Origin of the sequence: Cryobacterium sandaracinum (genome assembly GCF_004403415.1) — a bacterium.
Classification (GTDB): Bacteria; Actinomycetota; Actinomycetes; order Actinomycetales; family Microbacteriaceae; genus Cryobacterium; species Cryobacterium sandaracinum.
The window spans coordinates 47101-71798 of the sequence record NZ_SOGO01000024.1 but is presented as its reverse complement, the minus strand read 5'-3'; the positions used below and the strand labels follow the sequence as shown (position 1 = coordinate 71798).

Sequence of the window (24698 nt, the reverse complement as noted above, 5' to 3'; positions counted from 1 at the left end):
CCGCACTATTCGAACCAATCGAACCAATCGAAGGGATCCACCGTGCAGCTCCACCACGTTCGTGTTCACCGCAGCGACGAGAACCTTGCCCGCACCGACCAGCTGGCCTGGAAGATCGCCGAGGTCGCTTCCGACCCGGTCGGGGTGAGCGACGAGGTGACCGAGATGATCGTCAACCGGGTGATCGACAACGCCGCCGTCGCCGCGGCGTCGCTGACCCGGCGCCCGGTGGTGTCGGCCCGCTCGCAGGCGCTGGCGCACCCGCGTTCGTTCAACGGCGTCGGGGCGACCGTGTTCGGTGAGCAGCGCTCCCGCCGGGTGTCACCTGAGTGGGCGGCCTGGGCCAACGGGGTCGCCGTGCGTGAGCTCGACTACCACGACACGTTCCTCGCCGCCGAGTACTCACACCCCGGCGACAACATCCCGCCGGTCGTCGCGGTCGCCCAGCACCTCGCCACCGCCCGCGGATTGACCGGTCGCGACCTCGTGCGCGGCATCGCCACGGGCTACGAGATCCAGATCGACCTGGTCAAGGGCATCAGCCTGCACGCGCACAAGATCGACCACGTGGCCCACCTCGGCCCGTCGGCGGCCGCCGGCATCGGCACCCTGCTCGGGCTCGACCCCGAGACCATCTTCCAGGCCGTGGGGCAGGCGCTGCACACCACGACGGCCACCCGGCAGTCCAGGAAGGGCGAGATCTCCAGCTGGAAGGCACACGCCCCGGCCTTCGCCGGCAAGATGGCGGTGGAGGCGGTCGACCGCGCGATGCGCGGCGAAACCAGCCCCACCCCGATCTACGAGGGTGAAGACGGCGTGATCGCCTGGCTGCTCGACGGGCCGGATGCCGCCTACGAGGTGTCGCTGCCGTCGAATGGTGAAGCCAAGCGCGCCATCCTGGACAGCTACACGAAGGAACACTCGGCGGAGTATCAGGCGCAGGCGTGGATCGACCTGGCCCGGAAGCTGCACCGGGAGCACCCGGCCCTGTCCGATCCGGCCAACGTCGTATCCGTCGTCATCCACACCAGCCACCACACCCACTACGTGATCGGCTCGGGCGCGAACGACCCGCAGAAGTACGACCCCACGGCCAGCCGGGAGACCCTCGACCACTCCATCCCGTACATCTTCACGGTCGCCCTGCAAGACGGCAGCTGGCACCACGTGGATTCCTACCGGCCCGAACGCGCCGGCCGGGCCGACACGATCGCCCTCTGGAACAAGGTGACCACCACGGAAGACAGCGAGTGGACCCGCCGGTACCACTCGCTCGACCCGGCCGAGAAGGCCTTCGGCGGTCGAGTCGAGATCGAGCTCACCGACGGCAGCCGGGTCGTTGACGAGATCGCCGTCGCCGACGCCCATCCGCTCGGCGCGAAGCCGTTCGGGCGGGCCGAATACGTGCACAAGTTCCGCACCCTCGCGGCCGACGTGGTCGAGGAGGGCGAGATCGTGCGCTTCCTCGCCGCGGCCGAACGCCTGCCGCGGCTTGGCGCCGGGGAGCTCGGCCAGCTCACCATCGTGGCCCGTAACGGGTTGCTCGCCTCACTTCCCACCCCGAACGGAATCTTCTGATGTTGTACTCGAAAGTCAGCCCGGCCGCCAAGCGGGCCGCGTTCCGCAAGGACCTGGCGAGCGGCCGGCTGCTGCGCTTCCCCGGTGCGTTCAACCCGCTCTCGGCCCGACTGATCGCGGCCAAGGGCTTCGAAGGGGTGTACATCTCCGGCGCGGTGCTCTCGGCCGACCTGGGTCTGCCCGACATCGGCCTGACCACTCTCACCGAGGTGGCCGGCCGGAGCCAGCAGATCGCCCGGATGAGCGACCTGCCCACGATCGTGGACGCCGACACCGGCTTCGGCGAGCCGATGAACGTGGCACGCACGATCCAGACGCTCGAGGATGCCGGCCTGGCCGGCATGCACATCGAGGACCAGGTCAATCCGAAACGCTGCGGTCACCTCGACGGCAAGCAGGTCGTCGACGACGACACGGCGGCCAAGCGCATCCGGGCGGCCGTCGACGCCCGGCGCGACCCGAACTTCCTGATCATGGCGCGCACGGACATCCGTGCCGTCGACGGCCTGGCTGCCGCGGTCGACCGGGCGAAGAAGCTCGTCGACGCCGGGGCCGACGCGATCTTTCCGGAGGCGATGGCATCCCTGGCCGAGTTCGCGGCCATCCGCGCCGCCGTGGACGTGCCGGTGCTGGCGAACATGACCGAGTTCGGCAAGGGCGAGCTCTACACGACCCAGCAGCTGGCGGATGTCGGCATGAACATCGTCATCTTCCCGGTGTCCCTGCTGCGCCTCGCGATGGGGGCGGCCGAACGCGGCCTCGACACCATCGAGGCGCAGGGCTCACTGACCGGCTTGCTGCCGGAGATGCAGCACCGGGCGAGGCTCTACGAGCTGCTCGACTACGAGTCGTACAGCCACTTCGATTCCGGCGTCTTCAACTTCACCCTCAACCCGGATGTTGCCTCGTAGCAGCCCGGCCCCGCACGCAGATCCAGTCTCAACGCAAGGGAGCGACATGAGTCAGAACGAACCGACCATTTACAAGGGCCTCGCCGGCGTCGTGGTCGACCATACGCAGGTGTCCAAGGTCAACCCCGAATCGAACTCGCTGCTGTACCGGGGCTACCCGGTGCAGGAACTCGCGGCACAGAAGAGCTTCGAGGAGGTGGCCTACCTGCTCTGGCACGGCGAGTTGCCGACCGACGTCGAGCTGGGCGAATTCGAGGAGCAGGAACGCTCCCTCCGGCACCTGACTCCTGCGGTGAAGCGCGTCATCGACGAGCTGCCGATGACGGCGCACCCGATGGACGTCGTGCGCACGGCGGTCAGCCTGATCGGCGCGAACGACCCCGATGCGGCCGACGCGTCGCCGGCGGCCAACCGTGCCAAGGGCCTGCGGCTCTGGGCCCAGATGCCGGCGATCGTGGCCTACGACCAGCGCCGCCGCCACGGCCTCGAGCTGATCGAACCGCGCAGCGACCTCGGCTACTCGGCCAACTTCCTGTTCATGACGTTCGGCGAGGTGCCCGAACTCGTGGTCGTGAACGCGTTCGATGTGTCCATGATCATGTATGCGGAGCACTCCTTCAACGCGTCGACGTTCACCGCCCGCGTGATCACCTCGACCCTGTCCGACCTGCACTCCGCGGTCACCGGAGCGATCGGGGCTCTCAAGGGCGCGCTGCACGGCGGGGCGAACGAGGCCGTGATGCACATTTTCGACGAAATCGGGCTCGGCCTGGGCGCCGGGAAGCGCGCCGAGGCGTGGCTGAATGAGACCCTCGCCGCAAAGCGGAAGGTGATGGGCTTCGGCCACCGGGTGTACAAGCACGGGGACTCGCGGGTGCCGACCATGCGCACCGCGCTGGTCACCCTGGTCGAGCATTATGACCGGCCGGACCTGCTGGAGCTCTACGAATCCCTCGAGGCGGGGATGACGACGCGCACCGGCATCCTGCCAAACCTGGACTACCCGTCGGGACCGGCGTACAACCTGATGGGATTCGACACCCTCACTTTCACGCCGATCTTCGTCGCGGCGCGACTGACCGGGTGGACCGCGCACATCATCGAGCAGACCGCATCGAATGCCCTGATCCGGCCGCTCTCGCTCTATAACGGCCATGAGGAGCGGCACCTGGCCTGAGCTCATCGTGACCGCGCCGTGACCTACCATTGGGAAATGGGATTCGACGCGGACGACGCTGCACGTGATGTGACCGGAATTGAGCGAGAAGTGCTGGGCTGGGACGTGTTCGCGGACGCGTCCCGCCAGCTGTCGAAGGCGGTGCTGTCGAGCGGCTTCCAGCCGGATGTCGTGATCGCCATCGCCCGCGGCGGGCTGCTGCTCGCCGGCGCCATGTCGTATGCGCTGGGCACCAAGAACTGCGGCAGCATCAACGTGCAGTTCTACACCGGCGTCGACGAGCGCCTCCCCGTGCCGGTCCTGTCGGGACCGATGCTCGACGCGCCGTCGCTGACCGGCCTGCGGGTGCTGCTCGTCGACGACGTCTCCGACTCGGGGCACACCCTCGCGATGGTCGTCGCGCTGCTGCGGGAAACCGCCTGCGAGGTGCGCACCGCCACCCTGTACACGAAGCCTCGCACCGTGCTGGTGCCCGATTTCACCTGGTGTGAAACGGACCGCTGGATCGTGTTCCCCTGGTCCTCGCTGCCTCCCGTAGCGGAGAGCCTCACCGGTGCGAGCCTGCCGGGCGGCGCACAGCTCGATGACGACCTGCCTGTCGCGAGCCTGCTCGCCGCCAGCCTGCCCCTCGTGGCCCGGGGCGCCCTGCTGTGAGCGTGCACCTGGTCGGCGGCGGTTGGAACCCCCGGACAGACGCGGCCGTCTTCGGACCCTTCCTGGCCGAGGCCACGGCGCGCGGAGTCGTGGCAGGCCGCGCGGAGCCTGGCATCGCGATCCTCGTCGTGCGTGCCGAAGACGCCGCCGACCACGCCGCGAACCTGGTCGCCGCCGTTTCCGCGGCCGGCGAGTTCGAGCCGAAGGTCACCGTCGTCGCCCCGGGCGACGTCTTCGCCCTGACCGCTGTGTCCGAGGCCGACGGAATCCTGGTCGGCGGCGGAGTCACCCCCGCCTACCTGGTCGCCGTGGCCCCGATATTCGGTGAGATCCGTCGTCAGGTGGCCGCCGGCATCCCCTATCTCGGATTCTCTGCCGGCGCGATGATCGCGGCCGAGCGTGCCCTGATCGGCGGCTGGCGCATGGGCGGCGTCGAGGTCAGCGGTGAACACGCCGCCGAGGGGCTCGACGAGATCACCGTCGAACCCGGCATCGGGTTGCTCGACGTCACCGTGGAGGTACACGCCGCCCAGTGGGGCACGCTGTCCCGGTTGGTCGCGGCCACCGAGGCCGGCCTGATCGACGGCGGCCTGGCCGTCGACGAGAACACCGCGCTGGTCGTCGGCGAGGGCGCGCTCAGCGTCGTCGGAGCCGGCAGTGTCTGGCGGGTCAGCGAGGCCGACGGCGGGGTGCTCGTGAGCACCTTCGGGGCCTGAGCCGAGCATCATGCCCGTCACCCTCGCGGCGCTGACCGAGAGCCGGGCCATCGATCTTGGCTGGGCCCAGGCGCTGGCGCCGGTGGGGCCGGAGATCGACCGGATGGCGGAGCTCCTGCGCGCCGAGACTCTGGCCGGCCGTATCTGGCTACCGGCCCCGGAGAACGTCTTCCGCGCCTTCGCCGAGCCGTTCGATGCCGTGCGGGTGCTCATCGTCGGCCAGGACCCGTACCCGACCCGGGGACATCCGATCGGGCTCGCCTTCGCGACCGAGGCACACGTGCGGCCGCTGCCGCGCAGCCTGGCGAACATCTGCCGGGAGCTGCACGACGACGTGGGCGTCACCGCCGCCACTGGAGACCTCTCGCCGTGGTCGCGGCGGGGGGTGCTGCTGCTCAACCGCGTACTCACCGTGCAGGCCGGCCTGGCCGGGTCGCACCGGCGCCGCGGCTGGGAATGCGTGACCGAGCAGGCCATCCGCGCCCTCGTCGCCCGGGACCGGCCGCTCGTGGCGATCCTGTGGGGGAAGGATGCCGGCACGCTGCGGCCGCTCCTCGGGGACACGCCGGTGATCGAGTCCGCGCACCCGAGCCCGCTGTCGGCCAGGCGCGGATTCTTCGGTTCAAAGCCGTTCAGCCGGGCCAACGAGTACCTCGGCCGCACCGGGGCGGCCCCGGTGGACTGGTCCCTCGGGTAATCTGGAGCTCTCTGGAGGAGTTAGCTGTGCTTGAAGAGGAATACCAGCCGCGTCGGCAATTGCCCCGGCACCTTCGACCGACGCCCGCGGAAGAGGCGCCGTTCGGATTCACCATGCGTGAGGCCCAAATCACTGATCTACCGTATATCCGGGAGGTCTACAACTACTACGTCGCCAACAGCACGGTCACCTTCGACGTCGACCCGATGACCCTCGCCGAGTGGCGCAGCAAGTTCTACTATCTGGGCAAGCTCGGGATGCCGTTCATCGTGGCCGTCTCCCCGGCCGGCCAGCTGCTCGGCTACGCCCTGGTCAGCCCGTGGAAGCAGAAACGCGCCTACCGCTTCACGGTCGAGAACTCGATCTACCTCGGAGCGGCCTCCACCGGCAAGGGACTGGGCCGGATGCTGCTCGGCGAACTCATCGAGCGCTCCCAGGCGGCCGGGCTCAAGGAGATCATCTCGGTCGTCGCCGACCAGGGCGCCGACGCGTCGATCAAGCTGCACCTCGACTTCGGATTCGCGGAGATCGGCCGGATGGGCAAGGTCGGCTTCAAGTTCGACCGCTGGCTCGGCACCGTGCTCCTGCAGAAGAGCCTCAAATAGGCGCAGCGGCGAGCCTGCGGCCGGCGGACGCCTAAAATCGAGGGATGACCGATGCCCTGCCCACCCTGCCCGAGCGCCACACCGTGTTGCGCTCGTTCGCAGGACACCTCGAGGCCGGCCCCGACGCCGTGTTCAACCGGCTCGTGACGGCGATGGCCTCGGGGGCGGCCGGCGGGGGCAACGTGCACATCGACCGGGACCGACGCCGACTCGTGCTGCGGCGCGGCTGGTGGTACCGCGGCGAGTACCAGGTGCTGCCCGAGGAGGAGGCCGGGTCGCTCGTGCAGTACGAGATCATCAACGTCGCGCAGCTGCTGCCGTGGGCCGGGTCGTGGGCGGCGGCATCCGTTCTCCGCGCCGCGCCGCGGGCGTTCCAGGCGTTGCTGACCGGGCTGTCCCACTCTTGAGCGTCGCGCCGCTGAGCGTCTCGCCGCTCCGTCGCGCCGATGCCCGGAATCCCGGCTGGCTAGGCTCGGGGGATGGCCGCTCCGCATGAACTGACCGCTCTCGAACAATGGCAGGCGCTGCAGCGCGGTGAGATCAGCCCCACCGAGCTGACCGAGCACTACCTGGGCCGGATCGAGGCTCAGGACTCCGGCCTCGGCGCGTTCGTGAGCGTGACAGCGGATGCCGCGCGGAAGCGGGCGCGCTTCGTCGAGCAGCTGATGCCGCGCAGCATGCCGCTCTGGGGTCTGCCCTTCGCCGACAAGGACCTGCAGAGCCGCGCCGGCGTGCCGGCCCGGTTCGGATCGCGGCTGATGCAGGATTACGTGCCGGCCGAGTCCGACGATCTCGTGCTCGCCCTGGACGCGGCCGGCGGCGTGAGCCTCGGCAAGACCAGCACGCCCGAGTTCGGGCTGCCGTCGTACACCGAGACGCTGGCCGGGCCGCCCGCGCGCAACCCGTGGGACCGCTCCCGGGGCGCGGGCGGCTCCAGCGGCGGGGCGGCGGTGGCCGTCGCCGCCCGGCTGCTTCCCTTCGCTCCGGGCTCCGACGGCGGCGGCTCGGTGCGGATCCCCGCGGCAGCCTGCGGTCTCGTCGGCCTGAAACCGTCGCGTGGCCGGGTGCCCTCGTCGTCCGGGATCAACGCGCTCGGCGGTCTCAGCGTGGCCGGACCGCTGGCACGGACGGTGGCGGATGCCGCCCTGCTGCTGGACGCCATGATCGCGCCGCGAGGCGGGCATCCGCAGCACCTGTACTCGCTCCGGCCCCCCGGCGACGATGCACCTCTGTTGGCCGCCGCCGTGCGCGGCGAGGGCCGGTTCCAGCTCGGCGTGATGACAACCTCCGCCTGGGATGACGCCTACCCGATCGAGATCGCTCCCGAGGCGCTGGCCGCCCTGATGGTGGCCGTCGACGGGTTCGCGAGTATGGGCCATGGCCTGGAGGAGACGGCGCTCGAGCCCGACGACAGCTATGTGCCGGCGTTCCGCACGATCTGGCAGGCCGGCGCTGCGGGCATCCCCGCCGACACCCCGGAGCAGGAGAAGCTGCTCGAGCCGCTCACCCGCTGGCTGATGAACCGCGGCCGGGAGCTGTCCGCTCGGGATCTGGCTCAGGCGCTCGCGGCCCTGTCGGCTTACGAGCGGTCGTTCATCCGCCAGTTGTCCCGGTTCGACGCGGTGCTGACCCCGGCGCTCGCGCTCACGCCGCGCCCGCTGGGCTGGTACGACGCGGTCGACGGGGAGCGCAACTTCGCCCAGCAGGTGCAGTACACCCCGTTCACGTCCATGGTCAACGTGAGCGGACTGCCCGCGATCGTGCTGCCCGTTACCGAAACCGGGGCTGGACTGCCGATGGGAGTGCAGCTGATCGGCCGGCCGGGCGGGGAGGCCACGCTACTGGCGCTCGGTGCGCAGCTCGAACGGAGGCTGCAGTGGCAGCACCGCACGCCGCCCGAGGCCGGCGGCCCCGGACTCCCGTGCCCCCGCTGAGCGATTCCGAGCGCGCGGTCAAACCAATTCGACGGAGATTTTGGGTCAAGCACCGGTTTTTGAGCCTGAACACGCGGTCTAGAGCAAAATCTCCGTCGAATTCGTTCGGGGTTCGACACGGATCCTCGCCCGCGGTGCGCTAGACCAGCGGGGCCTTTGCGGCCGGACGGGACGGCCACCAGAACCTGTCGCCGGTGAGGAACACCAGCGCCGGCACCACGAGGGTGCGCACCACGAGCGTGTCGAGCAGCACGCCGATGCAGACGATGACGCCGATCTGGGTGAGAGCCACGACTGGCAGCACGCCCAGCACGGCGAAGACCGCCGCGATCAGGATGCCGGCGCTCGTGATGACCGCGCCCGTCGACGACAGGGCGCGCACCATGCCCTCCTTCGTGCCGAACCGGATGCTCTCTTCCCGGGCTCGGGTGGTGAGGAAGATGTTGTAGTCCACCCCGAGGGCCACCAGGAAGAGGAACGCGAACAGCACCACGTTGGTGTTGAAGGCGGGGAAGCCCATCAGGTTCTGGAAGATCCAGTTGGAGGCACCGAGGCTGGCGAAGTACGTCGCCAGCACGCTGAGGATCAGCAGAACGGGTGCCACCAGGGAGCGCAGGAGCAGGGCGAGGATGGAGAACACGATCGCCAGGATCATCGGGATGATCAGGGCCTGGTCGGCCTGGGCGCTCGTCTTGTTGTCGAACGCCGTGGCGTCGCTGCCGCCGACCAGCGCCTCGGACACGTCGCCCGAGGTGTCGGCATAGGTGCCGCGCAGTGTGTCGATGACGGAGAAGGTTTCGTCGCTGCCCGGCTCGCTGGACAGGGAGAGGTTCAGCCGGGTCAGGCCGTTCGCGCTCTCGCCGGGCAGCACGGACTCGACGCCGGGCGTGTCGGTGGCAAGCGTCGTGGCCTCGGCGGCCGCGGCATCCGGTACCAGCACGATGGTCTGGCTGGTCAAGCCGGCCGAGAAGGATTCCTTCACGATGGCCTGCGCCTGCACCGATTCGGGCTTGCCGAGGAGCTGGTCGGCCTGCGACAGCCCCACGGAGGCGCCGATCAGGCCCAGGCTGAGGGCGCCGATCGCGGCGACGGATGCCGCGGTGACCACGATCGGACGGCGCTGCACGCCCCGACCGAGGCGGGTCCAGAAGCCGGGACGCAGCTCGGCACCGGCGCCCGGCACGAAGCGGGGGATGAACGGCCAGAACAGGCCGCGACCGCAGACCACAAGGGCAGCCGGCAGCACGACCAGCGCGAAGATGATGGCGATGACGACACCGCTAGCGCAGGCGAAACCGAGCGCGCGGTTGCCGGACAGCTCGGCGAACAGCAGGGTGAGCAGGCTGAGCGCGACCGTGCCGCCACTGGCGGCGATGGCCGGGCCGGCACCGCGCACCGCGGCCAGCATGGCGTCGTTGCGGTTCTCGGTGCGGAGTAACTCCTCGCGATAGCGGGCCACGAGCAGCAGGGCGTAATTGGTGCCAGCGCCGAAGACCAGCACGGACTGGATGCCGGCGACGGAGGGGTCGAGGGTGATGCCGAACGGCTCGGCCAGGGCGCCGACGACGACCCCGGACAGGCCGTCCGCGATGCCGACGACGACGAGCGGAACGATCCAGAGCACGGGACTGCGGTAGGTGACGATCAGAAGCACGGCGACGACGATCACGGTGACGAGCAGCAGCCGGAAGTCGGCACCGGCGAAGGCGTTGGTGATGTCGGACTGAAAGCCGACGGCGCCGGTGACAAAGGCGTTCAGACCGCTCGGCAGTGCGTCGGACGCGGCGTCACGGATGCCGGTGGCCGCCCCGCCGATGTCGGCGTTGGCCTCGTCCGCGTCCAGCGGAACGATGCTGATCGCGGCCTGCCCGTCATCGCTGAACCGCGGCATGGTCGCCTGCGGCACGATCGACTGCTCGGCGAGGGCGGTGCCGCGTTCGGCGATGGCTGCGATGTCGGCCCGGGTCAGGTCGGCACCCTCCCGGGTCCAGACCACGATCGCGGAGGTCTGCTCGGCGGAGGGGAACTCGGCGAGGAGAGCGTCGACCTGTGCGGCCTGGCTGGATGTGGGCAGCCCGGAGGTGGGGAACTCCTCGGAATCGTCGGAGGGGAGGAGGGAGAAGAGCAGACCGACGGCGACAATCGTCGCGATCAGTACGATCCAGGCCGTGCGTCGACCGGTGATGATCCGCTGAATCGCGAGCAAAATTCCTCCAAGAAGCCTGATTGCTAGGCGCCCTAGCAATCTTCGTAATAGTATGGCTCCTATGGAAGAGCGTCGCAAGTTCGCTCCCGGCTCCGCGGCCGGGGTCGTCGGCGCGCCGGGGGGCGGCGAAAGTCGGGATTCCAGTCTGCCGGTTTCGGACCGGATCGGCTTCCAGCTGCACGACATCGTGCACCTGTCCCGCGCCTTCGAGCGCCAGGTCGGGCAGGCGCTCGAGGTGAACGCCACCGACCTGTCCGCGATGGAGCACCTGATCCGGGAGGGGTCGCTGACCCCGGGCGAGCTGTCCCGCCGCCTGGACATCTCCACGGCGGCAACCACTCTCGTGGTCGACCGGCTCGTGGCCCTCGGTCACGCCCAGCGCCATCCGCACTCGTCGGATCGGCGCAAGGTGGTCGTGGTGCCGGCTCAGGAGTCGGTTTTGCGGGCGTTCCAGCAACTGCTTCCGGTGATCGGGGGAGTGGCGGCGCTCACCCAGGATCTCTCTGATGAGGAACGAGAGGTCATCGAGGCCTTCCTGGCCCGGGTCGTCGACGTTTACCAATCGGCACTCGGCTCGCCGTCCTGAGCCGGTGATCCGCGCCCTGCAGCCCGCGTGCGCCACGCCCGGTGGTCGCCAATTGTTTTGAGTAATTCAAAACAACTGTTAGCGTGGGGCGCATGACGGAAACAGGGCGGGTGCGGGCGGTTGAGGCGTCCGGCTTGCTCGCCGACAGCATCCGTGCGTCTGGGCTCAAGGTCACCGGGCCCCGCTTGGCGGTGCTGCGTGTTCTCGACCAGGCCCCGCACTCGACCGCGGAGCGGCTCTACGCCACGGTTCGAGCCGAGCTGCCGGGCACCTCACTGCAGGCGGTATACGGTGTGCTCGCGGCCTTCACCGGCGCGGGGATCGCCCGCAAGATCGAGCCGGCCGGCTCCCCGGCTCTCTTCGAACGCCGGGTCGGCGACAACCACCACCACATCGTCTGCACCCGGTGCAGCGCGGTGCACGACGTCGACTGCGCCGTGGGTGAGTCCCCCTGCCTAACGCCCTCGAACACCTCCGGATTTACCGTGCAAACCGCCGAGGTCACCTATTGGGGCCTCTGCCCCGATTGCCAGACCTCCACACTCACCGCACTTTCCACACCTGCACCGCTGTCGAACGAAGGAGCACAATGACAATCAAGTCCACCACCACGCAGACGGGAACGCCCGTCGCCAGCGACGAGCACTCCCTGACCGTTGGAACCGAGGGAGCCACTGCCCTGCACGACGTCTACCTGGTCGAGAAGCTCGCCCAGTTCAACCGCGAGCGCATCCCGGAGCGCATCGTGCACGCCAAGGGCGGCGGAGCGCACGGCGTCTTCGAGGTGACCGGAGACGTCTCCGCGTACACCCGCGCCGCCGTCTTCGCGCCCGGAACGACCACCGAGACGCTGCAGCGCTTCTCCAGCGTTGCCGGTGAGCAGGGCAGCCCCGACACCTGGCGCGACGTGCGCGGCTTCTCGGTGAAGTTCTACACCTCCGAGGGCAACTACGACATCGTCGGCAACAACACACCGGTGTTCTTCATCCGCGACGGCATCAAGTTCCCCGACTTCATCCACTCGCAGAAGCGTCTGCCGGGCTCCGGCCTGCGCGACGCGACCATGCAGTGGGACTTCTGGACCCTCTCCCCGGAGTCCGCGCACCAGGTGACCTACCTGATGGGCGACCGCGGCCTGCCGCGCTCCTGGCGCGAGATGCCCGGCTTCGGCTCGCACACCTACCAGTGGATCAACGCCGCCGGTGAGCGCTTCTGGGTCAAGTACCACTTCACCTCAAACCAGGGCAACATCGAGATGGAGGGCTCGGAGGCTGAGCTCATCGCGGGGGCCGACGCCGACTACTACCGTCGCGACCTCTTCGACGCCATCGATGCCGGAAACTTTCCGTCTTGGGACGTCTCGGTGCAGATCATGCCGTACGACGACGCCAAGGCCTACCGGTTCAACCCGTTCGACATCACCAAGGTGTGGCCGCACGCAGACTACCCGCTGGTCAAGGTCGGCACGCACACCCTGAACCGCAACCCGGAGAACTTCTTCGCTGAGATCGAGCAGGCCGCGTTCTCCCCGGCGAACTTCGTGCCCGGCATCGCGGCGAGTCCTGACAAGATGCTGATGGCGCGCATCTTCTCCTACCCGGACGCCCAGCGATACCGTGTCGGCACGAACTTCAACCAGCTGCCGGTGAACGCCGCGAAGGCTCCAGTGAACAACTACTCGCAGGATGGCGCCGCTCGCTATCACTTCAACGCGACGGATGTCCCGAACTACGCTCCGAACTCGCTGGGCGGCCCGGTGGCCGACCCGCAGGCGGCAACCGACGGAAGCTGGGAGAACGACGGCGAACTCGTGCGCGCCGCCGCGCAGCTGCGCAGCGAGGACAGCGACTTCGGCCAGGCCGGGACGCTGTACCGCGAGGTCTACGACGATGCCGCCAAGGCGCGCTTCCTCGACACCATCACCGGTGCCATCAGCGGGGTGGAACGTCCCGAAGTGACCGAGCGAGCTATCGCATACTGGACCAGCGTCGACGCCGACCTCGGCGTGAAGCTGCGCGCGAACCTCGCGACCTGGGCCGAGGCCGACCTGCTGGCCGAGGCCGCAGCCGGGTACGCCGCCCTGTAGCAGCAGCGCTGCACCCGCAGAATCCGTTCACGACAACGCCCGGCCTCTTCGAGGTCGGGCGTTGTCGTGTCGATGCGCTCGCGAGCTGAGTCAGCGGCAAGCGGAGCGCAGCGCCCGGTGGACCTGCGCATCCAGCGCTGCGCGTTGGCTACTGCGTTGCGCCGGCGAGCACGGCGGCGAGGGCTGCGCGCAGCCGGGCATCCGCTTCGATGGAGACCTGCTCGATCTCCGGTTTCGTGCTGAGCTGCGCCATGATGGCCGGGTCGAGGGCTTCCACGGTGGTTTCACCGGCCCCCGCGTGGCGGCGCACGACCACGTTGCAGGGGAGCAGGGCGCCGATGCCCGGGTCGGCGGTCACGGCCCGCTGGGCCAGGGCGGGATTGCAGGCACCGAGAATCAGGTAGTCGCCGACGGCGTCGGCGGCCTCCTGGCCGAGCTTGGCGGCGAAGGTGGACTGTATGTCGATTTCGGTCAGTATGCCGAATCCCTGGTCGGCCAGTGCTTCCCGGGCCATCCGGACCGCTTCGTCGAACGAGACATTGACCGTGACGGTGTGTGCGTAGCTCATGCTGTTCCTCCACTTGGGTGACATTCACTCGGTTCATTCACTCGGTGACATTCACTGGGGACCGCGACGCCCCCAGACCATCATGCGCGCCACCGGCCCGATCTGCCACCGTGAACGGGTGGATTCTCGTTAGGTCAGGCATTTCACACGTGGGGCATGCTTACCTCGACGGATGCGCCCGGCGCCAGCCGCCCCCGCGCGAGCTGCCGGCCATTCGCGGTCGAGGTTGCTCACGTGCTCTGGCTATCGTCCCCATTCACCCGGTCCACTTTCACCGGCCCCGAGCTGCACCGGTTCGGCCACAAGGGAGCTCAGGGTGGGCGCCTGAACCTACAGGTGCCGCGGCACGTCCGGCTCGTCGTGTGGCCAACTCAGGAGATCCGTCCGGGCCCTCCGGACATCCGGGCTGATCCTGCACTGCTTCGCACCGGTTGGTAACTGAGGGTGACGGATGTCCTGAGTTGGCCACGCGCGCGCGCTTGGCCGCCCTGACCCGCGGAGGCAGGACGCAGGGCGGCAAGGCCCATCGACCGGAGCCGTGGCGAGCTCGGTGCGCAGCCGGAGTTTCTCCCGTTTGGAGTTCCGCACCGCGACCCGAACCCCGAACGAATTCGACGGAGAATTTTGGCCGAATCGGCCCAAAACAGCGCGAGAAAGCCGTTTCGAAGCAAAATCTCCGTCGAATTCGTTCGACACCGGAAGCTTCACCCAAAAAGCCTCGCCCCGGAAGCCTCGCCCCGGAAGCCTCGTGCAGAAGCCTCGTGCAGAAGCCTCGTCCAGGAGGCTCCGGCCAGGAGGATCCGGCTAGGAGGCCAGAGGCGCCGAGTGCGCGGCGACCAGCGCGGAACTCTGCTCCCAGAGAGCGGCGGCCAGCTGGGAGTCGTAGGCCTGCTTGTTCGCCTTCTGGATGCGGCGTTTCTCGTAGTACTCGCCCGATGCCCAGTCGGTGCCCGGCGTCGTGGTGGCCAGCCAGACCAGAGTGTCGGCTCCCTGTTCAGCGCCGAGCAGCAGGCGTTTGAGCGGAGTCTGGTAAATGAGGCGCATGAGGGTCGTCGACCCGGTGGAGAAGCTCGTTGCCACCACGCCGGGGTGGAAGGCTGCAGTGGTGAGTCCCTCGTCGCTGTAGCGGCGGTGGAGTTCCCTGGTGAAGAGGATGTTCGCGAGCTTGCCGTCGCCGTACGCCTTGTTCGCGGAATACTTCGTCTCGCCCTGCAGATCGTCGAGGTCGATCTTGCCGAAGAGCTGGTTGGCGGCGCTGGACGTGTTGATCACCCGGGCCCGACTGGCGACGAGTCGGTCCATCAACAGCGTGGTGAGCAGAAAGGGAGCCAGGTGGTTGACCTGGAAGGTCTTCTCATAGCCGTCAACGGTGGTTACGCGGTCGCCCATGATGCCGCCGGCGTTGTTGGCGAGCACGTCGATGCGCGGATAGTGCTCCTGCAGCTCGGCGGCAAGGGCGCGCACCTCGTCGAGGCAGGCGAAGTCGGCCACGAGGAATTCGGCACCCAGTGCCTCGGCGACCGCGGCGGTCTTGGCTGGCGAGCGGCCCACGATCACGACTCGGTCGCCGGACTGGCTGAGGGCGCGGGCGGCGGCGGCGCCGATCCCGTCGCTGGCGCCGGTGATCACGATGGTGCGTGCGGTCATTCTGGGTCCTCCGGGTTATTTGACATAGCCGCCCTTTTTGAGGCCGGCCTCGACCTCGAAGCGGTTCTGCAGCGGATTGCGGCCGGCCGCCAGGTAGAGCAGCGGGAAAACCATCCCGAAGCGCTGCCACTGATGTTTGTGCACGGCCTCGTGTTCGAGGATGGCCATCGACACGTTCTGGTTGGTCAGGTAGCAGCCGCCGACACAGGCTCCGCCGCGTCCGAATGCCCAGGAGGGCATCCCGCGAAAAACGATGAGGCCGCCTCGGCGCTCGACCTTGCCCGTGCTCCAGATGGAACCCCAGATCACGCCGACCGTGGTGGCGTAGAGGTAGCCGGCCCGGCTGATGGGGGAGTCGAAGAAGATGCGGCGCACTCCTCCAGCGTAGGTGGCCCCCACGATAGAAGCCTGGGTTTCCCATGATCGATTCACGGCGGAGGTGGCGCGGGGCAGGTGGTGGAAGGTGGCGCGGGTTGGAAAGTGCGCCAGCCTCCACCGGGTGCGCCGCGAGGGCGAAAGCGCGGCTACGGGCGACCGTACTCCTCGAGCAGCCGCAGCCAGACCTCGCTCAGGGTGGGGTAGCTCGGCACCGCGTGCCACAGCCTTCGGATCGGCACCTCGCCGACCACGGCGATGGTCGCCGCGTGCAGCAGCTCCGCGACATCCGGCCCCACGAAGGTGACCCCGATCAGAACCTCACGGTCGAGGTCCACGATCGCGCGCGCCGACCCGGTGTAGCCGTCGGCGTGCACGGATGCCCCGGCCACCTGGCCCAAGTTGTAGTCCAGTACCCGGGTGCGGAACCCGGCCTTCTCGGCAGCAGCCTGGGTCAATCCCACAGATGCCACTTCGGGGTCGGTGAAGGTGACCTGCGGCACGGCGGCATGGTCGGCTGTGGCGACGTGCGATCCCCACGGGGCGTCGTCGACGGGCCTGCCGGCGGCCCGGGCCGCGATCACGTCACCGGCCGCGCGGGCCTGGTACTTGCCCTGGTGGGTGAGGAGGGCCCGGTGGTTGATGTCGCCGACGGCATACAGCCAGTCCCCGGTCAGGTCCGGCGCGGTGCCCCGCACCAGCAGGGTGTCGTCGACCTCGAGCCAGTCGCCCGGTGTGAGGCCCACGGTCTCGAGCCCGACATCCGCGCTGCGGGGAACCCGGCCGGTGGCCACGAGTACCTCGGTCGCGGTGACCCCGCTGCCGTTGGAGAGGGTGAGGGTCACATCGCCGTCGGCGGTGCGGGCCGCCTCGGTGGTCGACACCCCGGTCAGCACGGTGACGCCCGCCCCCCGGAGGGCCGCGAGCACGAGTTCACCGGCGAAGGGCTCCTGACCGCCGAGCAAATCGCTCCGAACGATCATCGTGACCTCGGCGCCGAGCCCGGCGTAGGCGGTGGCCATCTCGGCGGCGACCACGCCGCCGCCGATGATCGCCAGACTGTCCGGGATTCCGGGGGCGCTGGTGGCCTCGCGGCTGGTCCACGGCGACACGGCTGCCAAACCGGGAATATCGGGCAGCAGCGCCGCCGACCCGGTGCTGACGACCACGGCGTGCGCCGCGACCAGTACGGTCGTGGTGCCGTCGTCAGCGGTCACGGTCACCTCCCGCACGCCGGTGAGGCGGGCGTGGCCGCGCACCAGGGTGATCCCGGTTTTCTCCAGCCAGCGCACCTGGCCCTCGTCGGACCAATTGCTCGTGAAGGAGTCGCGGCGGCGCAGAACGGCCGCGATGTCCAGGTCGCCGGTCACGGCCTCGGCCGCACCGCCGACGCGCCGGGCTGCGGCGAGGGCCGCTCCGCTGCGCAGGAGCGCCTTCGACGGCATGCAGGCCCAGTAGGAGCACTCGCCGCCGACCAGCTCGGCCTCGACGATCACGGTGCGGAGGCCTGCCTGCGTCGTGCGGTCGGCGACGTTCTCACCCGCCGCGCCGGCGCCGATCACGATGACGTCGTAGCTCTTGGCGGAAGGGTCAGGTGGGGTGGTGCTGGCGGCGGCAGACATCCGTCTCTCCTTTGGTCAATGGTGCAGATGAGTGGTGCTGTAGTTCCGATGAGGTGGTGATGCCAGCCTAACGACCCACGAAAGTAGCCGGCCGGCGGCTGACGAATGCCTCCATGCCGATGCGGGAATCTTCGGTCGCGGCCAGGCGGGCCAGGGCCGGCTGCAGCCCCGCCTCGGCGGCCGCGGCACCCTCCCGCGCGGCCGTGCGGGCGTTGGCCAGCGTGGCCTGCACGGCCAGCGGGGCCTGGGCGGCGATCCGCTCGGCCAATTCCAGCGCGCGCTCGAACTGGGTGCCGTCCGGCACGACCTCCTGCACGAGCCCGATGCGGTGGGCCTCGCGGGCGTCGAACATGTCGCCGGTGAGCATCCAGCGCATGGCGTTGCCCCAGCCGGCCGCGCGCGGGAAGCGGATGGTCGCGCCGCCGAACGGCAGGATGCCGCGCGCCACCTCGATTTGGCCGAAGCGGGTGGACTCTGACGCCACGGAGATGTCGCTCGCGAGCATCAGCTCGATGCCGAGAGTGAGGCAGGTGCCCTGCACGGCCATCACCACGGGCTTGGACACGCTTGGCCCGTCGACCTGCCACGGATGGATGCCGCCGGGCGGCACCATGTCGAGGCCGTCGGGGCCAAGTCGGGGGCCGATGTCGGCCAAGTCGAGGCCGGCAGTGAAGTGGTCGCCGACCGCGTAGACGAGGCCGACCCGCAGCTCAGGGTCGCGGTCGAGTTCACCGTAGGCGAGGGCCAACTGCGTCAGCAGCGCCAGATCGGCGGCGTTGCGCTTCTCCGGACGGTTGAACCCGATCAGCAGCACGTGCCCGCGCCTCTCGGTGATGATCCTCGACGGATCGGAAACGGAGTGCTGCTCGTTCACGGATGCCTCCCTTGGCCTCGTGACGCTGGCGCGTCGGTCCCATGCTATGGCTGAGCAGGTCGGGTCAGCGCGCCGATGATGCGCAGGATGCTCGGCAGGTCGTCGGTGGCGGCCTCCGGCGAGGCCGGGGCGAAGCCGGCGATGGTGGCGCCGGCCAGTTCGAATTCGGCGCGCAGGGCGGTGATCAGCCGGTTCAGGGTGTCGACGCTCAGCCCGAACGGGTAGAGGTCGGCCAGGCCGGCCAGCGCCGACGGGTCGAGCACGTCCAGGTCGAGGTGTAGGTAGAAGGTGCCCACGCCCGTGGCGCGCAGGGCCGCGACGAGCGCGTCGGGAGGGTCGAGGTCCTCGACCGGAAGACTCACTATTCCGCGGTCCTGGATCAGGGCGTCCTCGGCCGGGTCGATGGCGCGCGCGCCGCCGATCACGACGCGTTCCAGAGGAACGCGCTCACCCGGGTCGAGGGTCAGGCCGTCGGCACCCTCGCCGGTGATGGCGCGCAGCACCATCCCCGTGAAACCTCCGGACGGTGAGGTGTCGGGGGTGTGCAGGTCGGGGTGGGCGTCGAGCCAGACCACGGCCAGGTCATCAGGATGCTGCCGCGACGCATGCTCGACGGCCGCCAGGGACACCCCGTTGTCGCCGCCGATCGTGACCACCGGGCCAGCGCCGCCGTGCAGTGCAGCCGTGAGGCGTTCGCGCACCATCATCAGGGTGGAGAAGCGGTCGATGCCGGTGTCGAGAGAATCGCCGGCCTCGACCGGCACCGGCACTTCACGGGTGACGGAGTAGGGAAGATCACCCCGGATCGCCTCCGCCCCGTCACTCAGGCGCATCGCGCGCGGAGAAACCGAACCCTGCCACTGTGGCACGACAACGAAGGAGGGAGCCATACTTCAGTATGCTCCCAGAGCTTCCCCGCGCGCGGGATTTTCGTGCTGGATCGGGCCGATCTACGCGCAGCGCCTATTGGTCGCGGTAGCGCGCAGCGGCGTCCGTCGCGTCCCGCAACTCGGCCGCGTTCAAGCGCGGGCCGTAGCCGGGGGTGTCCCGCTGGATGCGCCAGCCCTCGCTGAGCGCGCCGACGTTGACGGTGTCGTAGCCGAAGCGGTCCAGCAGTGCGGTCACGGTAGCGGCGGCGGAGGCGTCGTCGCTGGCGATGACCAGGGCGCGCCGGTTGACGGACCCGGCCGGCTGACCGTGCTCGGTGAGATCGGCGGCATAGATGTGGTTGAACGCCTTCACGATCGTGGACTCCGGCAGGCGATCGCGGAGCAGCTCGGCCGTGGTGGTGCTCTCGTCGTCGAGTGCGGCGATGTCGCCGTCGCGCTGCGGGTAGTAGTTGTTCGTATCGATCACGAGCTTGCCGGCCAGCTCCGTCGTGGGCAGGGTGTGGATCTGGTTCAGCGGGATGGTCACGACCACGAGGTCGCCGGCCGCGGCGGCCTCGGCGGGGGTCGCGGCGCGGGAGTGCGGGCCGAGCTCGCCGATCAGATCAGTGAGGGTTTCGGGGCCGCGCGAATTGCTCACGACCACGTCGTATCCGTTGGCCACGCCGAGTCGTGCGAGCTGACTGCCGATGTTGCCGGCGCCGATGATTCCGAGAGTTGTCATGCTAGGGACAACGCCGGGCGCCGACGGGATGTTCCCGTCGGCGCCCGGTTGCGCTGGAGGCTGAGGGCTACTGCGTGATGGAGCCGGCGCCGCCGGATTTGAGCGCGGCGAGGCGGGCGTCGACCTCGGTGAGCTCGCCGAGGTCCTCGAGGCTCTCGAACTGGGCGTCCAGGCTCGACGCGGCCAGCTCGCTGGCGCCCCGAACGCGGGCCTCCTCGCGGCGGATCTTGTCCTCGAAGCGGCTGACCTCGCTGGTGGGGTCCATCAGGTCGATGCTCTTGACGGCATCCATCACCTTGGTCTGCGCCTCGGCGGTCTTCGACCGGGCGATCAGTTCGCTGCGCTTGGCGGAGAGCTGGTTCAGCTTCTCCTTCATCTTGTTGAGGCCGTCCTTGAGCTGGGCCACGACGGCCGTCTGCGAGGCAATCTGAGGCTCGGCCAGCTTCGCCTCTTTCTCCGACTGCATCTGACGGCCGAGGGCGACCTTGGCGAGGTTGTCGAAACGGTCGGCGTCGGCCGCGTTTCCGGCGGTGCGCAGCTGGTCGGCCTTGCGGCTCGCGGCCAGGGCCTTGCCACCCCACTCGGTCGCGGCCTCGACGTCTTCCCGGTAGTCGTCCTCGAGCAGGCGCAGATTGCCGATCGTCTCGGCGATCGCGCTCTCCGCGTCGGCGATGCTGTTGGTGTAGTCGCGAACCATCTGGTCGAGCATCTTCTGCGGGTCCTCGGCGGAGTCCAGAAGCGCGTTGATGTTCGCTTTCGCCAACTGGGAGATACGGCCAAAGATGGACTGTTTCGTCATTGTGCGGTGTCCTTTCGAGTTCCGGAGCATCGGCTGACCTCCAGTGTGTCGGTTTGTGCTGGTCAAGACGTGTGGACCGCCGTGCAGGCTGCGACGGCTGCGACGGCTGAAACGGCTGAAACGGCTGCGACGGCGCCGGTTTCTAGAACCGCCCGCCCCCGCCCCGGCGTGAGCGGGAACCGGCACCGCCGAAGCCGCCGGGCATGCCGAAGCCGCCGCCGCGCCGGCCGCCGCCACCGCCACTGAACATGCCACCCCCGCCACCCCCGCCGCCGGAGAGGATTGTGTTGATCAGGATGCCGCCGAGCACGGCCCCCATGACCCCGTTCCCGCCGCTACCGCCGGCTCGGTAGCCGGGACCGTGGCCGCCCGGAACCTGGCCGGCGAACCCGTCGACGTCGTTCCGGGCGCCGGCGATGGAGGCCGCGGCCAGGGAGTTGGCCCGTTGCGAGGCGGCGAGAGCGGCACCCGGGTCGGTGGCGGCCAGCGATTCGGCCTCCACGAGAACCCTGCCGGCCTCGGCGACCCGGGTGCGCGCCTCCGCGCCCACCGCCCCGCGCCGGGCGCTGATGAAGTCTTCCGCGGCCGACACCTGCCCGCGCGCGGCGAGCAGGTTCTGGTTGAGGGTGGCCCGGGCGCGCTGGACGTGCGCCTCGGCGTCCCGCACGCCCTGCAGCGCGGCATCCATCGCGGTGTTGGCGGCGTCGAGCATGGCCATCACCTCGAGCGGGTTGATCCGGCCGGCCGCGGAACGAGCGCACACCTCGGCGAGGGTCTGTTCGGTCTGGCTGATCACTCCCGGCAACGCGGCGGCGGCCTCGGTCGACGTGGGCAGGCCGCGCGCGGTCACCAGATCGGTCTGCAGCTCGGCGACCGTGGCCGCCATCTGCCGGGTCGCGCCGGCGAGGTCGGTGCCCAGGCGGTCCACGGCGTCCAGGAGCAACCGCGCCTGGTCGACCGATACCTCGGCCGCACGGATGTCCACGGCCGCGGCCGCCGTATCGCCGGCACCCAGCCGGGTGGTGGCCCGGGCCAGAGCGGTCTCCGTGAAGGCGAGACGCTCGCGGGCCTCGGCCGGGTTGTCGGCAACCGTGCCGAGCGCCACGTCGGTGTACCGGGCGGCCAGGGCCGCCAGGCTCTCCTCGCTGCCGGCGAGCCGGGCCCGCACGGCCTCGGCGCCCTGGGACACGGCAGCGGCGACCTCAGGCGCGTTCTTCTCCAGCTGGCGCAGTTCGTCGAAGTCGTCGGCCTGCGCATCGAGGGTGAGGTTGGCCTGGCTGCAGAGGTCGATGATCGCGACGTGCCAGGCGCGCGCCTGCTCTTCGGAGTCGGGTTCGGCGTCGTCGAGCTTCTGCTGCAGGGTGAACGCCTGGCTGAGCTGCTTCTGCGCCGTTTCGAGCGCGGCCCGGAAGGCGGTGGTGACCTCCGTGCCGTACTGGGCGATCGCGAAGCCGAGCTCCTGCTCACTGGAACGGATCGCGTCGTCGGTCTGCACGAGGGTACTCGAGGCGCGCCGCTTGAGCTCGGGCGTCGGCAGGGACTGTAGCCCGGTCGGCGCTCCGGCTCCGGCTGGCAGGGCACGCCCCCGCCCGCGTCGGGCGAGCAGGATGACCGCTCCGGCGACCAGAAGCACCAGCACGGCGATGATCACGAACACGACGATGAGAAACCCGCCGGCACCGCCGCCGGGGCTTTCGTCCCCGGGGGTGATCTCGCCGGCCGAGACCGGCTCGCCCCGCAGAGCCGCGGAGAAACCCTCGGCTGCGGCGATCGCGGCGCCGGCCCAGTCGTTCTGGCGCAGAGCCGGCTCGATGGCGACGGTCTCGATCTCCTGGAGCTGGGCATCCGTCAGGGCGGAGTCGGGGGCCACGGAAAGTTGGTACTGGCGGTCATCCGTCGCTACGGCCAGCAGCACGTCGTTGGTGCCGAGGCCGTTGTTGTCAGCCGTCTGGTCGGCCCACTGCTCGCGGTCCTCGACCCCGGTGAAACTGTCGACATAGGCCACGAAGAGGTCGGCTCCGGTCTCGGAATAGAGCTCGTCGAACGCGGCCGTGACCTCGTCGGCGCGGGCGGTGACGGCGTCGACCGTGTCGACGATGTGGCTGGCGCCGAAGTCGACCGGGTTTTGCGCCCAAGCCGCCGTGGGCGCCGACGCGCTGGACATCGCAAAGCTCAGAACCGCCGCAACCGCGACCGGAATCAACCACCGTGACCGCATGGACCCCATCCTCACACCACCATCGACACTCGGGCGTTCCCAGGTCGAGCATAGGACGGCGACACAGGCCCGTCCACCGCCCAGGCAGGAGTATCACTGTTGCCCGCTGTCACGGCGGCCGGCTGGCTGGCTGGCTGGGCATTTGCCGCGGGCTGCAGATCATCGACGACACCCCTGATGTTCAGGTCGAGGTCGTCGAGCACCTCGCCGGCGCCCGCCGGGTCTCGAGCCTGTCGATCGGCCCTGAACGGGAATTCGCTTCACCGTGCGCCGTTTAGGTCAGGGTGGGGCGCGCAGTCTTCTCCGTGCGCCTCGTCGACAAAAGGAGCTCTACGACATGACCGCAGCACCGACGACATCCATTCCCCGCATCACCCTCAACAACGGAGAGACGATCCCGCAGCTCGGGTTCGGCGTGTACCAGATTGAGCCGGCCGACACCAGGCGGTCGACGCTCGCCGCCCTCGAGGTGGGCTACCGCCACATCGACACCGCCGAGATGTACGGCAACGAGCAGGGCGTCGGCGAGGCCGTGCGCGAATCCGGCCTGGATCGGACTGACGTCTTCGTCACGAGCAAGCTCAACAACGGCTTCCACTCCCGAACTGATGCCCTGGCCGCCTTCGAGCAGACGCTCGAGACCCTCGGCTTCGACTACCTCGACCTCTTCCTGATCCACTGGCCGCTGCCGGCCGTCGGAGACTTCGTCGAGACCTGGAAGGCGTTGGAGGAGATGCACGCCTCCGGGCGGGTGAAGACCATCGGCGTCTCCAACTTCCAGCCGCAGCACCTGCGGCGTCTCCTCGACGAGACCGGCACAGTGCCGGCCATCAACCAGATCGAGGTGCACCCGTACCTGACCCAGGACAACGTGCGCGCGTTCAACACGCAGCACGGCATCGTGACCGAAGCGTGGTCGCCCATCGCACAGGGCAGGGTGCTCGGCGACCCCGTGATCACGGCCATCGCCGGCCGCCTGGGCCGCTCTGCCGCTCAGGTCACCCTGCGCTGGCACCTGCAGCGTGGCGACATCGTGTTCCCGAAGTCCGTCACCCGCAGCCGGGTCGAGGAGAACTTCGCGCTCTTCGACTTCGAATTGACTGCCGACGACCTGGCTGCGATCACAGCGTTGAACCGCGACGAGCGCACCGGCCCCGACCCGGACCAGTTCAACTGGATTCCCTGACCACCCGCAGGGGTCCGGGTCACTAGTCTGGACGGATGCCGCTCGAGACCCGCACCGCCCGCCTCCTGCTGCGCCGTTGGCGTGAGTCAGACCTGGCGCCGTTCGCCGCGATGGGGGAGGACCCGGAGGTGATGCGGTACTTCCCGTCTCGGCTGACCCGGACCCAGAGCGACGAGCTCGCCGGCCGGGCCGACCGGCTCTTCGAGACGCACGGCTACGGACTCTGGGCGCTCGAGAAACAGTCGACGGGCGACTTCATCGGCTTCACCGGGCTCGCTCCCGTGCCCGCGTTCATCCCCGGACCCGGCGGGCTCGAGGTCGGCTGGCGGCTGGCCCGCTCCTTCTGGGGCCAGGGCTACGCCACCGAAGCCGCCCGGGCGGCCCTTGATGTCGCTTTTGGGCGGCTCGATCTCGAACAGGTGCAGGCGATCACGGCGGTCATCAACGAACCGTCGCGGGCCGTGATGGAACGACTCGGGATGACCGCGACCGCCGAGTTCCAGCATCCGAAGATTCCCGTCGGCTCACCGCTCCGGGTTCACATCCGCTACGCGGTTTCCCGGGCGGCCGCCGCCCAGGCGTGCGCCGCGGCCGATCTCACCCGGTAGAGTTCAGGCACTTTACAAAAGGACTGGCCGCCACCATGGA

General features: G+C 69.3%; 24 protein-coding genes. 14 read left to right on the top strand and 10 right to left on the bottom strand.

Going from position 1 to position 24698, the window contains the following annotated elements; genetic code table 11:
• Positions 1–42 precede the first annotated feature (42 nt).
• The 9 genes from E3T25_RS08290 to E3T25_RS08250 all read left to right on the top strand — a co-directional run bounded on the left by E3T25_RS08290 (position 43) and on the right by E3T25_RS08250 (position 8272).
• Entirely contained in the window at positions 43–1578 is a 1536-nt protein-coding gene (locus tag E3T25_RS08290) for an MmgE/PrpD family protein (RefSeq protein ID WP_134373600.1), read from the top strand.
• Positions 1578–2489 (top strand): methylisocitrate lyase, encoded by a 912-nt coding sequence (prpB, locus tag E3T25_RS08285; RefSeq protein WP_104099878.1) that lies wholly within the window; start codon positions 1578–1580, stop codon positions 2487–2489. The genes E3T25_RS08290 and prpB overlap by 1 nt, the downstream gene beginning before the upstream one ends.
• A gap of 46 nt (positions 2490–2535) precedes the next feature.
• The gene (locus E3T25_RS08280; RefSeq protein WP_104099879.1) at positions 2536–3666 is read left to right on the top strand and encodes a bifunctional 2-methylcitrate synthase/citrate synthase; all 1131 of its coding nucleotides are present in this window, start codon (positions 2536–2538) and stop codon (positions 3664–3666) included.
• Between the two features lie 36 nt (positions 3667–3702).
• Complete coding sequence (locus E3T25_RS08275; RefSeq protein WP_104099892.1) at positions 3703–4320, top strand: phosphoribosyltransferase; 618 nt, start codon at positions 3703–3705, stop codon at positions 4318–4320.
• Complete coding sequence (locus E3T25_RS08270; RefSeq protein WP_134373598.1) at positions 4317–5036, top strand: Type 1 glutamine amidotransferase-like domain-containing protein; 720 nt, start codon at positions 4317–4319, stop codon at positions 5034–5036. Before E3T25_RS08275 ends, E3T25_RS08270 begins: the two co-directional genes overlap by 4 nt.
• Positions 5037–5046: 10 nt before the next feature.
• Positions 5047–5733: a uracil-DNA glycosylase gene (locus E3T25_RS08265; RefSeq protein ID WP_134373596.1), complete on the top strand. Its 687-nt coding sequence runs from the start codon at positions 5047–5049 to the stop codon at positions 5731–5733.
• A gap of 26 nt (positions 5734–5759) precedes the next feature.
• Positions 5760–6338: a GNAT family N-acetyltransferase gene (locus E3T25_RS08260; protein WP_174720224.1), complete on the top strand. Its 579-nt coding sequence runs from the start codon at positions 5760–5762 to the stop codon at positions 6336–6338.
• A 44-nt stretch (positions 6339–6382) separates the two neighbouring features.
• Complete coding sequence (locus E3T25_RS08255) at positions 6383–6745, top strand: hypothetical protein (protein WP_104194153.1); 363 nt, start codon at positions 6383–6385, stop codon at positions 6743–6745.
• Between the two features lie 72 nt (positions 6746–6817).
• Positions 6818–8272, top strand: a complete 1455-nt coding sequence (locus tag E3T25_RS08250; RefSeq protein ID WP_134373594.1) for an amidase — start codon at positions 6818–6820, stop codon at positions 8270–8272.
• Positions 8273–8411: 139 nt separating this feature from the next.
• Here E3T25_RS08250 and E3T25_RS08245 read toward each other — a convergent pair whose 3' ends face one another.
• Positions 8412–10478: an MMPL family transporter gene (locus E3T25_RS08245; protein WP_134373592.1), complete on the bottom strand. Its 2067-nt coding sequence runs from the start codon at positions 10476–10478 to the stop codon at positions 8412–8414.
• Positions 10479–10539: 61 nt separating this feature from the next.
• On the opposite strand from E3T25_RS08245, the gene E3T25_RS08240 reads away from it, so the two are divergent.
• From E3T25_RS08240 to E3T25_RS08230, 3 genes are all read left to right on the top strand, one after another.
• Positions 10540–11064: a MarR family winged helix-turn-helix transcriptional regulator gene (locus E3T25_RS08240; RefSeq protein ID WP_166785030.1), complete on the top strand. Its 525-nt coding sequence runs from the start codon at positions 10540–10542 to the stop codon at positions 11062–11064.
• 92 nt (positions 11065–11156) lie between these two features.
• Positions 11157–11657 (top strand): Fur family transcriptional regulator, encoded by a 501-nt coding sequence (locus tag E3T25_RS08235; RefSeq protein ID WP_104099152.1) that lies wholly within the window; start codon positions 11157–11159, stop codon positions 11655–11657.
• Entirely contained in the window at positions 11654–13150 is a 1497-nt protein-coding gene (locus tag E3T25_RS08230) for a catalase (RefSeq protein ID WP_134373590.1), read from the top strand. The genes E3T25_RS08235 and E3T25_RS08230 overlap by 4 nt, the downstream gene beginning before the upstream one ends.
• Positions 13151–13298: 148 nt before the next feature.
• Here E3T25_RS08230 and E3T25_RS08225 read toward each other — a convergent pair whose 3' ends face one another.
• The 9 genes from E3T25_RS08225 to E3T25_RS17750 form a co-directional block, all read right to left on the bottom strand.
• Positions 13299–13718 (bottom strand): DUF302 domain-containing protein, encoded by a 420-nt coding sequence (locus E3T25_RS08225; RefSeq protein ID WP_104099150.1) that lies wholly within the window; start codon positions 13716–13718, stop codon positions 13299–13301.
• An 804-nt stretch (positions 13719–14522) separates the two neighbouring features.
• Positions 14523–15365 carry an SDR family NAD(P)-dependent oxidoreductase gene (locus E3T25_RS08220; RefSeq protein ID WP_134373588.1) on the bottom strand — a complete coding sequence of 281 codons (843 nt, stop codon included), beginning with the start codon at positions 15363–15365 and terminating at the stop codon, positions 14523–14525.
• A gap of 15 nt (positions 15366–15380) precedes the next feature.
• The gene (locus tag E3T25_RS08215; protein ID WP_134373586.1) at positions 15381–15764 is read right to left on the bottom strand and encodes a Fe-S oxidoreductase; all 384 of its coding nucleotides are present in this window, start codon (positions 15762–15764) and stop codon (positions 15381–15383) included.
• 125 nt (positions 15765–15889) lie between these two features.
• Positions 15890–17362 carry a dihydrolipoyl dehydrogenase family protein gene (locus E3T25_RS08210; protein ID WP_134373584.1) on the bottom strand — a complete coding sequence of 491 codons (1473 nt, stop codon included), beginning with the start codon at positions 17360–17362 and terminating at the stop codon, positions 15890–15892.
• Positions 17363–17429: 67 nt separating this feature from the next.
• Positions 17430–18236 (bottom strand): crotonase/enoyl-CoA hydratase family protein, encoded by an 807-nt coding sequence (locus E3T25_RS08205; protein WP_233191189.1) that lies wholly within the window; start codon positions 18234–18236, stop codon positions 17430–17432.
• Between the two features lie 44 nt (positions 18237–18280).
• Positions 18281–19126 (bottom strand): arginase family protein, encoded by an 846-nt coding sequence (locus tag E3T25_RS08200; RefSeq protein WP_104099674.1) that lies wholly within the window; start codon positions 19124–19126, stop codon positions 18281–18283.
• 73 nt (positions 19127–19199) lie between these two features.
• Positions 19200–19847, bottom strand: a complete 648-nt coding sequence (locus E3T25_RS08195; RefSeq protein WP_134343250.1) for an NADPH-dependent F420 reductase — start codon at positions 19845–19847, stop codon at positions 19200–19202.
• Positions 19848–19914: 67 nt separating this feature from the next.
• Complete coding sequence (locus E3T25_RS08190; protein ID WP_104194097.1) at positions 19915–20646, bottom strand: PspA/IM30 family protein; 732 nt, start codon at positions 20644–20646, stop codon at positions 19915–19917.
• Between the two features lie 142 nt (positions 20647–20788).
• Positions 20789–22864: a TPM domain-containing protein gene (locus E3T25_RS17750; protein WP_134373582.1), complete on the bottom strand. Its 2076-nt coding sequence runs from the start codon at positions 22862–22864 to the stop codon at positions 20789–20791.
• Between the two features lie 337 nt (positions 22865–23201).
• Between E3T25_RS17750 and E3T25_RS08180 the strand changes: the two genes are divergently transcribed.
• The gene (locus E3T25_RS08180; protein ID WP_134373580.1) at positions 23202–24050 is read left to right on the top strand and encodes an aldo/keto reductase; all 849 of its coding nucleotides are present in this window, start codon (positions 23202–23204) and stop codon (positions 24048–24050) included.
• Between the two features lie 35 nt (positions 24051–24085).
• Entirely contained in the window at positions 24086–24658 is a 573-nt protein-coding gene (locus E3T25_RS08175) for a GNAT family N-acetyltransferase (RefSeq protein WP_104099679.1), read from the top strand.
• The last annotated feature ends 40 nt before the right edge of the window (positions 24659–24698 follow it).